Here is a 12,841-nt window from a genome sequence, read left to right as displayed (position 1 = left end):
TCGCTGGTAATAGTGAGGCAATGCTTTCAAGGGCTGGCTGGAGGGTGTCGGCCGAGCTATCTGCTATTTGGACGAGACGATGAGCACCGCCACCAGAACGCCTGAGATCAGCGCCAGCAGGCTGAACCGGCCATGCTCTTTTTCTGCCTGTGGCAGGAGGTGCGTAGCACCCACGTATACCAGTGCGCCCGCTGAAAGGGACAGCATCACGCCCAGCAGCGGCTCATCGATGCGGCTGATAAAAGGCCAGGAGACAAGCATGCCCAACGGAGTGGATAGTGAGGCCGCCATGAGGGCGAGCAGTAAGGCGCTCCTTTCGCCGAAGCCGCCGCGCAACAGCAATAGATAAGTGATGATGCCTTCGGGGAATTCATGCAGCACCATACCGGTGGCGGTCAGCACGCCGGTGAAGACGCTGACGGAAAACGTGATGGAGTAGACGAAACCGTCGATGAAGGAATGAAAGCCGATACCGATCATGGGCACCAGGCCAAGGCCGTAAGCCGGGTGCGTGCCCCGCTCGCAGACAAAGGCGGTGATGAACCGGTTGAACATGTGCATCAACACGAACCCTGCGAGCAGGTAGCCGGGGGCAAAGGGACTCAGCTCGAACGACTTGGGAATGATGTGCAGGAAGGACACCGAGATCAGTACACCGGCAGCGAAGCAGACGAAGTAAATGCTGTATCTGCGGCCCCATTCCTCGAAGCGGCGAATGGTATAGATGCCGATGCCAGTCACCAGCGCCGCCAGAGCGCTAGCGCCAAAAGCCGTCCAGAAGCTGCTGTCCATTGTTACCTCCGGACCATGACTGGCATCAGTCCGGTCGCTGTGCCCCGACGACCACAAAGGCTCCGCTGCCGTAACCGGCTTGCAGCGCTTCGATCTCAGCTGTTTCTTCCGGCATGTTTGCCAGGGTCTGCACCCAGCGCGGCTCGATGAAGCCAGTATCCTCAAGCAACTGTTTTACTTCGGCGGCGGAGAAGAACCGCGCATCGCGATAGAACACATTTTCCGCTTGGTGAGCCAGATAATGCTGACCGAGTTGGCTGGTGCGATCGATAAAACCGATCACCAGGATGCCGCCCGGCTGTAACACGCGATACGCCTCGCGCAGGGCCGCGCTGGCGTCGTCGAAAAAGCAGAGGGTGGTGACGCATAGCACACGTTGGAAGTGGCTGTCTGCAAACGGCAGGGCCTTGGCTATTGCCTGTACGGTGCTAATGCCGCGTCGCGCCGCATAGCCAAGCACTTCGTGCGCGGGGTCGATGCCGATTTCGATACCCATTGGCGCGGCAAAACGGCCGGTTCCGACGCCGATGGAGAGGCCCAACCCCTGCCAGGGCAGAAGTGCACGCACCGCCAGCAGTTCCGAGTGGTAGGCAGCAGCGTGACGCACGAACCACTCGTCATAGTGCTGGTGATGGAGCTCGAAGGGTTCGGTTAATGCCATCTCTGGATTCACTCCCGCCTGGCTGCAATGACCCGTGAAGTGTGTCCGGCCTCTCTCTCGGAGAGCCTGGCCCGCTTCGATCGGATAAGCTGGCTACCCTGCGTATCAGTGCGACAGCCGATGACAGCTACATTGAGTGTGGCAGAACTCTACGCCCTTGCTATGTTCGGTGCGAATGATCTACCGGACTGTCGACTACGAAGCCACTGACTATCGCTGGCTGATTATTCGATCGCGGAGGGCTTGCAGCGTCCAAGGCAACAGTTCGGCAGTCAGCGCTTCGCTGGCTTGGCCGTAGGCGGTGACCACGCCGGGCAACTGCTCGTCTTCCAGTGGTTGTCGGCTAATGAATGTATGGTGCGCCAGTACCCGCAGACTGCCTGCTTCGACCAGGCGTGCGTCGAGCTCAATAACTACTTCAGCACCCTCGGCGTAGACCACCTGGAATCGGCGCAAATTGCTGCTCAAATGAACGTCGGCATGCAAGCCATGCTCGTCGGTACTGACGTTGGCGATGACGCCGTGCTGATTGAACGACTGGGCGATATATTCCCGTAGCAGGACGGGGGAGGGGTCAGTCCAGCGCGCCCCTTTGTAGGTTTTTAGTTCGTAGCCGTCAGGGTTGACAAGAATACGTGGGCCGGCCAGTGCAAAGCCGGTCAGCGGGGTATTGATCCGCAGCGATACGTCGATTCGTTCACTGGAGCCTGCTGCTTGCATTGTGGGAGCGGGAAACTCGAATACAGTCACCGGGTCGGATTCAGGCAGCACGGTGCAGGCGCTAAGCCACAGCAGGCTGCCGATTAACGTGCTGGTGCCAAGCAGGCGAGATAGCGTGTTCACGGTTCGAACTCCTCAAGCGAGTCGCGACCCAGAATGAACCGGGTAGGGTTGTCTTCGAGTCGGCGGGTGATGTTGCGCAGTGACGACAGGCTGCCACGCAACTCGCTGATTGCGGGTTCCAGTTGGCCAAGTCCGCGCATGCCGTTGGCAAACGCCTCGCTATTGTCGGTTAGCATGCTTTCCAGTACGGCGCTGGTGCGAGCAATCGAGCTTAGCGCCTGGTCGGCGCCATCCAGGGTTCTGCTGCCCTGTTCGGTGAGCAGCGTATTGGCGTTGTTCATCAGTCTGTCGGTCTGCTCGAGCGTGCGCGTGGCCTGAGTGCTGGCGTTTGTCAGCTCCGCCAGTAAGGATTCGAGATCACCGCCCTGATTGGCGATGGCACCTGTGGCGCGCTCGATTGAGGCCAGCGTATTACCGATACGTTCTACGTTTTCTTCGGAGAGAATATCGCGTGCGTTGGCAACCAGCTGGTTGATGTTGGTCATCAGATCTTCGCCGTTGGCCAGCAGGGTCGAGATGGGTGAAGGCGATGCGACAATTACAGGCGGCTCGCCATTGCGCGCACGTAATGGAGGGCTCTCGGGGGTGCCCTGGCTCAACTCAATCACGGAGGTGCCGGTGATGCCGGTAAGTTGCAAGCGCGCCTTGGTGTCCTGCTTGATGGGCACATCAGGTTCTATGCGGATATTTGCCAGAACTCTGCGCGGGTCTTCGGGATCCAGGCGCAACTGGGTAATGTCGCCGATGCGGATGCCACTGTATTGCACTGCGCTGCCCGTCGAGAGTCCGGTCACCGTCTCGTTGAACACTACGACGTACTGGTTGTAGTCGCGGCTAGAGCTGGCGTTGCTTAACCAGATGGCAAAGATAATGGCCGCAGCCGCAGCAAGCAGCGTAAAGAGGCCGATCAATACATGATGTGCGCGGGTTTCCATCAATCTTGCTCCGGTTGCTGGGACAGGCTGGCAGCGGTTGCCGCGGAGCGACCGCGGGGGCCATGAAAGTAATCCTGAATCCAGGGATTGTCAGTAGCGGCGACGCGGTCCAGCTGATCGGCCACCAGCACGCGCCGTTCCGATAGCACCGCCACCCGGTCACAGATCGCATAGAGCGTGTCCAGATCATGGGTGACCAGAAACACACTGAGGCCCATCGCGTCACGCAGGGTCTTGATCAATTGGTCAAAGGCCGCGGCGCCGATGGGGTCGAGTCCCGCTGTGGGCTCGTCCAGAAACAGGATGTCCGGGTCCAGCGCTAGGGCGCGTGCCAGCGCGGCGCGTTTTATCATACCGCCTGACAGCTCGGACGGGTATTTGCTGCCCGCGTTGGATGGCAGGCCAGCGAGCGCCAGTTTCATGCAGGCCAGGTGTTCGGCATCCTCGCGGCTCAGGCCGGCATGTTCGATCAGCGGCAGGGCAACGTTTTCGCTGACGGTCAGAGAGGAGAAGAGCGCGCCGCGTTGAAATAACACGCCAAAGCGCCGTTCCATGCGTGAGCGCTGGTCAACGTCGAGCTGAGTGAGATCCTGCCCGAATACCTTGACGCTCCCTGCGTCCGGGCGCTTGAGACCAATGATCGAGCGTAACAGCACCGACTTGCCGGTGCCCGAGCCGCCGATCACGCCGATGATTTCGCCGCGGCGAATATCCAGATCGAGGTTCTCATGTATGACCTGGCTACCGAAGCGGTTGAGCAGCCCCCGTACCTCTACCAGTGGTGTGTTCGGCTCGGTGCTCACCAGCCCATCTCCATGTAGAAAAGGGCGGCCATGGCGTCTACCAGTATCACCACGAAAATGCATTGCACGACCGCCGAGGTGGTGTGTTCGCCTACTGACTCGGCGCTGCCGCTGACCTTGAAGCCCTCGAGACAGCCGATGATGGCAATCAGGAAAGCGAACACCGGGGCCTTGGCCATGCCGAGCACAAAATGCTGCGCGTCGACATTCTGCTGCAAGATGCCAATGAACATGGTGGGTGAAATATCCAGCGCCAGAGCACAGACCACGCCACCGCCGAACAGGCCGGCGAGCGTGGCAATGAAAGTCAGCGCCGGCATGGCAACCAGCAACGCAAGCACCCGCGGGATAACCAGAAGCTCAAGAGGATTCAGGCCCAGCGCGCGGATGGCGTCGATCTCTTCGTTGGCCTTCATCGAGCCGATCTGAGCGGTAAAGGCGCTGGCTGTGCGACCGGCCATCAGAATGGCGGTCAGCAACACACCGAACTCGCGCAGGAAGGAGAAGGCCACCAGGTCGACAGTAAAGATACTGGCGCCGAATTCTGACAGCACAGTGGCGCCGAGGAAGGCGATGACCGCGCCCACCATAAAGCTGAGCAATGCGACTATCGGTACCGCGTTAAGCGCTGTCTGCTCAATCTGAGCCACGACGGCGGTGATGCGCCAGTTGCCCGGTCGCACGAGGTTGCGGGCGATGCCAGCAAGCGTCAGGCCGATGAAGCCAAGCAGTGAGATCAGATGCTCCCAGAACATCAGCATGCTCTGGCCGACCCGCGCAAGCATATCGCCGAGGGCGTAACCGGTTGGTGGGTGCGCGCTCTCCGGGGCCAGGCTTTCAGCAATGCGCCGCAACAGGATGCGACGTTCTTCGGGTATCTCAGGCTGTTGTTCAGCGGCGGTCTCGAGCAGCTCACTGCCGAGCAGTTCAGCCAGCAGCTGGCCACCAGCGGTATCCAGTTCGCCAAGACCACCGAGGTCGGCCTGCATGAGAGCGACTCTGGCGCCGCCCCGACCTTCAATCAACCGGCGCAGTTCTGCGTAGTGCTGTAGCGTCCAGTCACCTGAGATAACCAGATGCAGGGGGTCGCCGGAGCGATGAGTCAGAAAGGGATTATCGGGGAGCGCCGCCATGCCAGAATTCCCGAAGGGTGAGCCCTGCACTGAGCGTGCAGGGACAGACATTAGCGCTTGCGCTTGACGCCGTACTCTTCTGACAGCGTGCCTGGGCTGTCTTCAAGTTTGGGGGCATAGTCGCGTGGCGGTTCAAAGCTGTCGAACACCGAGTCAGGTCGTTCGCGACCGCTGTTATGGATCGGGTCGGAGTTGCTTTCCAGTGCGGCCAGCAGACGCTGACGAGTCATTTCATCCGGAGCAAGGTTTACCGCACCCTGAGTCAGGTGCTCCTGCATCTCCTGATGGCTTCGGTTGAGCTTTGACACCAGGCTCGCCGTGGTATTGAAATGGCTGGCGACCTCCTGCTGATATTCCTCGAACCGCAGTTGCAGGCCCTCAAGCTGGGCCTGTGTGCCGGTGCCGCCGGTCCCGCCGACACGCTTGGCGAGGCGAGCGATGACTACACCGATCACAATGCCCAGAGCCAGGGCGATTAGTACTGCAATCCAGAGGTTTTCGTTTGCTTCCACCTTGGTTCCTCATTGAGTCAATCACTGCATGTGGGTACGGTAACGGCATTTGCAGAACAAGGCTAGGCTCTGTTGATCTTTGTGTCACGCGCGGTTGCGTGCGAGCGACGGATCGACGGAGGCAGGTGGTTGTGTGCTCAGGCCGCTTTTGGCGTGTTTGCCAGCCGGTCCGACTGATAGTCTTCCCCACATGCGACGCCATTTAATCCAGAACAGTCACGGAGAGCGAGCCATGAGCCGTATAGCTGAAGAATCGCAGTTGATAGAAGGGCCTGCCGGCTCGCTTGAGATGTTGGTCACCCGAGTCGAGGGCGCAGAGTGCGTCGCAGTCATCTGTCATCCGCATCCCTTGCACGGTGGTGCAATGCAGAACAAGGTCGTGCATACACTGATGCGCGCCGCCAGGGATCAGGGCGCAAGCACGATACGTTTCAATTTTCGCGGAGTAGGGAAAAGTGCTGGCGAACATGCCGACGGTATCGGGGAAATAGAGGATTGCCTGGCGGTGATCGCCTGGGCGCACGCGAATCTCGGCGCGAACAGGCTGTGGCTGATGGGGTTCTCCTTTGGAGGCTACGTGGCTGCTGCAGCGGCCTGCCGCCTCGACACCTGGCCGGCGCGCCTGGTGCTGGTCGCCCCCTCGGTAGAGAAGCTGCCCTTCAGCGATCTGATGCCCTTGCCCGGCGCTGCTGCGGTCATGATGGGAGAGGCTGACGAAGTTGTGGCATCCGGGGCTGTATTCAGTCTGCTGGAGGGCCAGCCGGGTGTTTCAGTGCAACGCTTTGCCGATACTGGGCACTTCTTTCATGGTCGACTGGTTGAGCTGAAGGAAGCGGTGGAGCGCTACTTAGGTCAGATTGCCAATTCGGGGGTTGGCGGTTAGAGTATCGCCCCCCTGTATTTCGGTGGTATCCAGCATGACGCCTCTCGCACGCTATCAGGCGGACCTAAAGCGTCCGGACTTCATTCACGATCCTGCCCAGGCAAATGCCGTTCGCCATTTGCAGCGGTTGTTTGACGAGCTGGTGGCGCAGGACTCGGCCAGACCAGGTCTGCTCGGCAAGCTACTGGGCAAGAAGCCGGAGCCGGTAAAAGGCCTGTATTTCTGGGGTGGGGTAGGGCGCGGCAAGACCTATCTGGTCGATACCTTTTTCGATGCGCTGCCCTTTGAACGCAAGATGCGCACGCACTTCCACCGGTTCATGCAGCGTGTTCACCAGGAGCTGGATAAGCTCAAGGGTGAAAAGAATCCTCTCTCATTGATCGCCAAGCGTTTCGCAGATGAGGCGCGGGTTATCTGTTTTGATGAGTTTTTCGTGTCGGATATCACCGATGCGATGATCCTCGGCACGCTTATGGAAGAGCTGTTCCATAATGGCGTTACGCTGGTAGCGACCTCGAATATCGTTCCTGACGGACTGTACAAGAATGGTTTGCAGCGAGCGCGTTTCCTGCCCGCCATCGCCTTGTTGAACAGTCATACGGAAGTGGTCAATGTCGACAGTGGCGTCGATTACCGGCTGCGCGCCCTGGAGCAGGCCGAGCTGTACCATTGCCCGTTGGACGCTGAGGCGGAGGCCAGTTTGCGCCGGAGTTTTGAAAGCCTCGTGCCGGAAATGGACAATGTTGTCGAAGCCGAAACTCTTAGCATCAACAATCGATCCGTGCAGTCAGTCAGGGTAGGCGAAGATGTCGGTTGGTTTGAGTTTCGTGAACTCTGTGATGGGCCGCGAAGCCAGAACGATTACATAGAGCTGGCCAAGATCTTCCATGCTGTGTTGATTGCCAATGTAGAGCAGATGGGCACATCCAAGGACGATATGGCAAGACGCTTCGTTAACATGGTCGACGAGTTCTACGATCGTAACGTGAAGCTGATCATTTCTTCGGAAGTCGAGCTGAAAGACCTGTACACCGGAGGGCGGTTGGAGTTCGAGTTCCAGCGTACCCTGAGTCGATTACTGGAAATGCAGTCTCATGAGTTTCTTTCTCGCCCCCATAAGCCGTAACCGGTGAGGCCGCCTGAAAGGCGGCCTCTTCAGTAGTGCCGGTGGTCAGCTTCTATGGCGCAGGATTAGGCTGGCTGCGGTGGATGGCTGCGATGGCTTCGAGAATTGCATCGCTCAGGCCCATGTTGATGCTGCTGAGGTTGCGGTTGAGCTGGTCCATGTTCGTTGCGCCGATGATGTTACTGGTCACGAAGGGCTGACGCGTCACAAAAGCCAGTGCCATCTGCGCCGGATCCATTCCATGATCACGTGCGAGCTGCACATAGCGCGCACAGGCGATCTGGGCTTCAGAGTTGGTGTAGCGCGTAAACCGGCTGAATAGCGTTATGCGGGCCTTGTCCGGGCGCAATCCGTTCAGATACTTGCCGGTGAGGGTGCCGAAAGCCAGCGGTGAATAGGCGAGTAATCCTGTCTGCTCGCGCATCGACATTTCTGCCAGGCCCACCTCGTAGCTGCGATTGAGCAGGTTATAGGGGTTCTGTATTGATACGATGCGCGGCCAGCCACGCGTCTCCGCCAGATGCAGAAAGCGACTGACGCCCCAGGGGGTCTCGTTGGACAGGCCGATATGGCGAATCTTTCCCGCTTTCACCATCTCGTCGAGCACTTCCAGCGTGTCTTCGATTGGGGTTAATTGCTCGTCCAGATCATGTCGGTAACCCAGATTGCCAAACATATTGGTGCTGCGGTCTGGCCAGTGCAGCTGATACAGATCGACATAGTCGGTCTGCAGACGTTGCAGGCTGGCATCCAGCGCGGCGGTAATATGCTCCCGATTAAAGCGTGTTCCACCGTCGCGGATATGGCGCATTTCCCGGTTCGGCCCGGCAATCTTGCTGGCGACTATCCATTTATCCCGATTGCCCCGTTCGCGGAAATAGTTGCCGATAATGGACTCGGTGGTCGTGTAGGTTTCGTTGCGCGGCGGAACGGGGTACATCTCGGCAGTGTCGATGAAGTTCACGCCAGCATCGCGGGCGCGGTCGATTTGTGCGAAGGCTTCGGCTTGAGTGTTTTGCTCACCCCAAGTCATGGTTCCTAGACACAGTGCACTGACTTTGAGCTGGCTGCGGCCGAGAGGGCGGTATTGCATGGACAGGTCTCCTGCTGCTGGCGAAAGCCATTATTAGTACCATGGCTGGAAATAAAGGTTGAAATTTTTAGCTCCCTTGGCATAATGCCCGCCACTTTCGACAGGATGCCTAGCCTGTCGTGGTTTACAGCGCAGATGCCACCAGACCCACAGAGCCCCCACTGAGTGTCTGTCTAGGCTTTGTTGTCTTGTAAAAACACATTTCATTCTGTAAGATTCGCCCTCTTGTAAATTTAGAGCGGCCTCTGAGGCTAGGATTAATGAAAACCTTTAGCGCCAAACCGGAAACCGTCAAACGTGATTGGTACGTAGTAGATGCCAGTGGTCTTACCCTGGGTCGTCTGGCTACTGAAATCGCCACCCGTCTGCGCGGCAAGCACAAGCCCGAATACACCCCACACGTCGATACCGGTGATTACATCGTTGTCGTTAACGCCGAAAAGGTGCATGTGACCGGTAAGAAGGCTCAGGATAAGATCTACTACAGTCACTCCGGTTTCCCCGGTGGTATCAAGTCGATCAGTTTTGAAAAGCTCATCAATCGTGCTCCAGAGCGCGTGATCGAGTCTGCCGTAAAAGGCATGTTGCCGAAAAACCCCTTGGGTCGTGCAATGTACCGCAAGATGAAAGTGTACAAAGGTGCAGCTCATCCGCATGCGGCTCAGCAGCCTCAAGAACTCAAGATTTAAGGGATCTCATTATGTCGGCAACACAAAACTACGGTACCGGCCGTCGTAAGACTGCCACAGCTCGGGTCTTTCTGCGTCCGGGCAACGGAAATATCTCCATCAACAGCCGCACCATCGAAAACTTCTTCGGTCGCGAGACTGCACGGATGGTTGTTCGTCAGCCGCTTGAGCTGACTAACAGCACTGAGAAGTTCGATATCTATGTCACCGTCAAGGGCGGCGGCAGCTCCGGCCAGGCCGGCGCTATTCGCCACGGTATCACCCGTGCGCTGATGGAATATGACGAGACCCTGCGTGGTGAGTTGCGCAAGGCTGGTTATGTGACTCGCGATGCCCGTGAGGTCGAGCGTAAGAAGGTCGGTCTGCGTAAGGCACGTAAGCGTCCACAATACTCCAAGCGTTAATTTCCACGCTTGTGTCAACAGCGCCCGGTATCCCGAAAGGATGCCGGGCGTTGTCGTATCTGCGACATGGTGTCACGCACACCGGGCGCTGAATGCTGAAGCCCCGATTGGCGCGCCCTGGCAATGGATTGTGCACTAGAGTTGGGATGGATATCTCCTTGTCAAAAAAGGGCTTTTTCATTACCATCTGTTTCATTTTGTGCAAGTAGTACAAAAAACTTCAAAGCCTTGTCAAAAGGCCTGTTTAGCTGATGGGAGACGACTGGATGAGTAATGACGGCGTTAATAACGGCCGGCGTCGCTTCCTGGTGGCAGCCACGAGTGTTGTAGGTGCCGCCGGTGTAGTGGGGGTAGCAGTTCCCTTTGTTGGGTCCTGGTTCCCAAGCGCCCGAGCCAAGGCGGCTGGTGCGCCAGTGAGGGTGAATATCAGCAAGCTGGAGGCGGGTCAGCAGATCGTCGCCGAATGGCGGGGTCAGCCGGTCTTTGTGTCTCGTCGAACGCCTGAGGCGCTGACGATTCTGGAGGAGAACACTGGTGTTCTCGCTGATCCCCAGTCCGAGGCATCCGATCAGCCTGAATACGTTGATTCTGTGACCCGATCCATAAAACCAGAAATACTGATTGTGATGGGCATCTGTACGCATCTCGGCTGCTCGCCGCTGTTTATTCCTGAGGTCGCTTCGGCTGACATGGGGTCGGACTGGAAGGGCGGGTACTTCTGCCCCTGCCATAGCTCCCGTTACGATATGTCCGGTCGGGTACATAGGGGCCAGCCGGCACCGTTGAACCTCCCGGTCCCCCCGCATTCCTATGAGACCGACGATATCATCGTAATCGGTCTGGACGAGGAGACAGCCTGATGAGCAAGCTTTGGACGTGGGTGAATGAGCGGATGGGGGTCAACGAGGTGATCGAGAATCACCTTACCAAGTACTACGCTCCCAAAAACTTCAATTTCTTTTACTTTTTCGGCTCGCTGGCAATGCTGGTGTTGGTTAACCAGATACTGACCGGCATCTGGCTGACGATGAGTTATGAGCCTTCTGCCGCCGGTGCATTCGCCTCCATCGAATACATCATGCGTGATGTGGAATATGGCTGGCTGTTGCGCTACCTGCACTCTACCGGTGCTTCGGCCTTCTTCGCTGTGGTTTACCTGCATATGCTTCGCGGCATCATGTACGGCTCCTATCAGAAGCCACGCGAGCTCGTATGGTTGTTCGGTATGCTGATTTACCTGGCGCTGATGGCTGAAGCCTTCATGGGTTATCTGCTGCCCTGGGGTCAGATGTCCTATTGGGGTGCCCAGGTGATCATCTCCCTGTTCGGGGCGATTCCGTTCATCGGTCCGGATCTGGCGCAGTGGGTGCGTGGTGACTATCTGATTTCCGGTATCACGCTGAACCGCTTCTTCGCACTGCACGTTATTGCGTTGCCGATAGTGCTGCTGGGGTTGGTGGTGTTGCACCTTATCGCGCTGCACGAGGTGGGCTCCAACAACCCGCTGGGTGTCGATATCAAGAAGGTGAAGGATGAAACGGGCAAGCCGCTGGATGGCATCCCCTTCCACCCTTACTACACCGTCAAGGATATCGTTGGCGTGGTGGTCTTCCTGTTCGTGTTCTGCACCATCGTCTTCTTCTTTCCGGAGATGGGCGGCTTCTTCCTTGAGCATCCGAACTTCGAAGTCGCCAACCAGTTGAAGACGCCTGACCATATTGCGCCGGTCTGGTACTTCACGCCGTTCTACGCGATTCTCCGTGCCGTACCGGCAATTGGTGGCTCCGCGTTCCCGGGTGTCATGGCGATGGGTGCGTCGATCGCTATGTTGTTCGTACTACCCTGGCTCGATCGCAGTCCGGTCCGCTCTATCCGCTACAAAGGCTGGATGAGCAAGCTATGGCTGGCAATCTTCTGCGTCGTGTTTGTGATCCTGGGTGTTCTGGGTGCGATTCCCGGTAACGAGACCCGGACGCTGATCGCGCGGATTTGTACAGTCCTGTATTTCGCCTTCTTCATACTCATGCCGTTCTATACCAGCATGGAGAAGACTAAGGCCGTTCCGGAGAGGATCCCTGGCTAATGAAAAATCGACTAATTGCCCTGTTATTTGCACTGGTGCCCTGCGTTGCGCTGGGTGCCGCCAGCGGGTACGAGCTGGACGAGGCCAATATTGACTTGACCGACAAGGCTTCGCTGCAGGACGGCGCGCGTACTTTTGTTAACTACTGCATGGGTTGTCACTCTGCTCAGTATCAGCGCTATGAACGCGTTGCTACTGATCTGGGCATCCCGGAAGAGCTGATGCTTGAAAACATGGTCTTCACCGGCGCGCTGATCGGTGATCACATGGAAAACGGCATGCGCCCCGTAGACGCGAAAGTATGGTTCGGTACGGCTCCGCCGGATCTGACCATGGTTTCCCGCGTGCGCGGTGAGGATTGGCTGTACACCTACATGCGCACCTTCTACGAAGATCCGACGCGGCCGCTGGGCGCCAACAACAAGGTGTTCCCGAACGTGGGCATGCCTAACGTGCTTGCCGAGCTGCAGGGTGATCAGGTTATCGGTTGCAAGCCAATGCCGGTGTTGGAAGACGGTAAGCCCGTGCGCGATACGCTGACTGGCGACACCGTTCAGGAAGAGCAGTGTGACGTGCTGACCGTAGTGCCTGAGACGGGTACTCAGTCCGAGGAGGAGTTCGACGAAACAGTACGTAATCTGGTCGCCTTCCTTGCTTACTCGGCTGACCCGATCAAGCTGGAGCGCCACCGCATCGGCATCTATGTGCTGCTGTATCTGGCCTTCCTGTTCATCTTTGCTTACCTGCTGAAACGCGAGTACTGGAGAGACGTTCACTGATCCACGGCTTTAACCGGATCAATTGCGCGCGCCCTTTGGGGCGCGCGCTTGTTTCTGGGGTATAATGCACGCCTAATTGATAGCGGCCGGGGTAATTTCACCGGT

At 57.8% G+C, this 12,841-nt stretch carries 15 protein-coding genes; 7 read left to right on the top strand and 8 right to left on the bottom strand.

Annotated features, from left to right (window positions below):
• Window positions 1-63: 63 nt before the first annotated feature.
• From FHK95_RS03630 to FHK95_RS03600, 7 genes are all read right to left on the bottom strand, one after another.
• Window positions 64-792, bottom strand: coding sequence for a ZIP family metal transporter (locus tag FHK95_RS03630; protein ID WP_150303231.1), 729 nt, complete (start codon window positions 790-792; stop codon window positions 64-66).
• 25 nt (window positions 793-817) lie between these two features.
• Window positions 818-1,453: a class I SAM-dependent methyltransferase gene (locus FHK95_RS03625; RefSeq protein WP_150303230.1), complete on the bottom strand. Its 636-nt coding sequence runs from the start codon at window positions 1,451-1,453 to the stop codon at window positions 818-820.
• Window positions 1,454-1,663: 210 nt separating this feature from the next.
• Window positions 1,664-2,296, bottom strand: a complete 633-nt coding sequence (locus tag FHK95_RS03620; protein ID WP_150303229.1) for an ABC-type transport auxiliary lipoprotein family protein — start codon at window positions 2,294-2,296, stop codon at window positions 1,664-1,666.
• On the bottom strand, window positions 2,293-3,231 hold the full coding sequence (locus FHK95_RS03615; RefSeq protein ID WP_150303228.1) for an MlaD family protein: 939 nt from the start codon (window positions 3,229-3,231) through the stop codon (window positions 2,293-2,295). The genes FHK95_RS03620 and FHK95_RS03615 overlap by 4 nt, the downstream gene beginning before the upstream one ends.
• Entirely contained in the window at window positions 3,231-4,034 is an 804-nt protein-coding gene (locus tag FHK95_RS03610) for an ABC transporter ATP-binding protein (protein WP_235906700.1), read from the bottom strand. Before FHK95_RS03610 ends, FHK95_RS03615 begins: the two co-directional genes overlap by 1 nt.
• Window positions 4,031-5,167: an MlaE family ABC transporter permease gene (locus tag FHK95_RS03605; RefSeq protein ID WP_150303226.1), complete on the bottom strand. Its 1,137-nt coding sequence runs from the start codon at window positions 5,165-5,167 to the stop codon at window positions 4,031-4,033. Before FHK95_RS03605 ends, FHK95_RS03610 begins: the two co-directional genes overlap by 4 nt.
• Window positions 5,168-5,217: 50 nt before the next feature.
• Window positions 5,218-5,679: a YhcB family protein gene (locus tag FHK95_RS03600; protein WP_150303225.1), complete on the bottom strand. Its 462-nt coding sequence runs from the start codon at window positions 5,677-5,679 to the stop codon at window positions 5,218-5,220.
• Between the two features lie 232 nt (window positions 5,680-5,911).
• Between FHK95_RS03600 and FHK95_RS03595 the strand changes: the two genes are divergently transcribed.
• Both FHK95_RS03595 and zapE read left to right on the top strand, forming a co-directional pair.
• Window positions 5,912-6,562 (top strand): alpha/beta hydrolase, encoded by a 651-nt coding sequence (locus FHK95_RS03595; protein WP_206668526.1) that lies wholly within the window; start codon window positions 5,912-5,914, stop codon window positions 6,560-6,562.
• A 34-nt stretch (window positions 6,563-6,596) separates the two neighbouring features.
• Window positions 6,597-7,688, top strand: coding sequence for a cell division protein ZapE (zapE, locus tag FHK95_RS03590; protein ID WP_150303224.1), 1,092 nt, complete (start codon window positions 6,597-6,599; stop codon window positions 7,686-7,688).
• A gap of 52 nt (window positions 7,689-7,740) precedes the next feature.
• Here the strand turns inward: zapE and FHK95_RS03585 are convergent, their stop codons facing one another.
• A complete protein-coding gene (locus tag FHK95_RS03585; RefSeq protein WP_150303223.1) occupies window positions 7,741-8,781 on the bottom strand; it encodes an NADP(H)-dependent aldo-keto reductase in 1,041 nt (346 codons plus the stop codon).
• Between the two features lie 260 nt (window positions 8,782-9,041).
• Between FHK95_RS03585 and rplM the strand changes: the two genes are divergently transcribed.
• The 5 genes from rplM to FHK95_RS03560 all read left to right on the top strand — a co-directional run bounded on the left by rplM (window position 9,042) and on the right by FHK95_RS03560 (window position 12,736).
• Entirely contained in the window at window positions 9,042-9,470 is a 429-nt protein-coding gene (gene rplM, locus FHK95_RS03580; RefSeq protein WP_150303222.1) for a 50S ribosomal protein L13, read from the top strand.
• 11 nt (window positions 9,471-9,481) lie between these two features.
• Window positions 9,482-9,874 carry a 30S ribosomal protein S9 gene (gene rpsI, locus FHK95_RS03575; protein ID WP_150303221.1) on the top strand — a complete coding sequence of 131 codons (393 nt, stop codon included), beginning with the start codon at window positions 9,482-9,484 and terminating at the stop codon, window positions 9,872-9,874.
• Between the two features lie 266 nt (window positions 9,875-10,140).
• Entirely contained in the window at window positions 10,141-10,734 is a 594-nt protein-coding gene (gene petA, locus FHK95_RS03570) for a ubiquinol-cytochrome c reductase iron-sulfur subunit (protein ID WP_150303220.1), read from the top strand.
• On the top strand, window positions 10,734-11,957 hold the full coding sequence (locus FHK95_RS03565) for a cytochrome b (RefSeq protein WP_150303219.1): 1,224 nt from the start codon (window positions 10,734-10,736) through the stop codon (window positions 11,955-11,957). The genes petA and FHK95_RS03565 overlap by 1 nt, the downstream gene beginning before the upstream one ends.
• The gene (locus FHK95_RS03560) at window positions 11,957-12,736 is read left to right on the top strand and encodes a cytochrome c1 (RefSeq protein WP_150303218.1); all 780 of its coding nucleotides are present in this window, start codon (window positions 11,957-11,959) and stop codon (window positions 12,734-12,736) included. Before FHK95_RS03565 ends, FHK95_RS03560 begins: the two co-directional genes overlap by 1 nt.
• Window positions 12,737-12,841: the final 105 nt, after the last annotated feature.

Source organism: Pseudomonas saliphila (assembly GCF_008638345.1).
Taxonomy (GTDB): domain Bacteria; phylum Pseudomonadota; class Gammaproteobacteria; order Pseudomonadales; family Pseudomonadaceae; genus Halopseudomonas; species Halopseudomonas saliphila.
The sequence above is the reverse complement of the archived record's forward strand: the minus strand, read 5'-3'. Positions and strand labels throughout refer to the sequence as shown.

Coding starts and splice junctions, on each gene's coding strand:
- FHK95_RS03630 (WP_150303231.1), bottom strand. CDS start 792: ATGGACAGCAGCTTCTGGACGGCTTTTGGCGCTAGCGCTCTGGCGGCG.
- rplM (WP_150303222.1), top strand. CDS start 9,042: ATGAAAACCTTTAGCGCCAAACCGGAAACCGTCAAACGTGATTGGTAC.
- FHK95_RS03625 (WP_150303230.1), bottom strand. CDS start 1,453: ATGGCATTAACCGAACCCTTCGAGCTCCATCACCAGCACTATGACGAG.
- FHK95_RS03595 (WP_206668526.1), top strand. CDS start 5,912: ATGAGCCGTATAGCTGAAGAATCGCAGTTGATAGAAGGGCCTGCCGGC.
- FHK95_RS03585 (WP_150303223.1), bottom strand. CDS start 8,781: ATGCAATACCGCCCTCTCGGCCGCAGCCAGCTCAAAGTCAGTGCACTG.
- petA (WP_150303220.1), top strand. CDS start 10,141: ATGAGTAATGACGGCGTTAATAACGGCCGGCGTCGCTTCCTGGTGGCA.
- rpsI (WP_150303221.1), top strand. CDS start 9,482: ATGTCGGCAACACAAAACTACGGTACCGGCCGTCGTAAGACTGCCACA.
- FHK95_RS03615 (WP_150303228.1), bottom strand. CDS start 3,231: ATGGAAACCCGCGCACATCATGTATTGATCGGCCTCTTTACGCTGCTT.
- FHK95_RS03565 (WP_150303219.1), top strand. CDS start 10,734: ATGAGCAAGCTTTGGACGTGGGTGAATGAGCGGATGGGGGTCAACGAG.
- FHK95_RS03560 (WP_150303218.1), top strand. CDS start 11,957: ATGAAAAATCGACTAATTGCCCTGTTATTTGCACTGGTGCCCTGCGTT.
- FHK95_RS03605 (WP_150303226.1), bottom strand. CDS start 5,167: ATGGCGGCGCTCCCCGATAATCCCTTTCTGACTCATCGCTCCGGCGAC.
- zapE (WP_150303224.1), top strand. CDS start 6,597: ATGACGCCTCTCGCACGCTATCAGGCGGACCTAAAGCGTCCGGACTTC.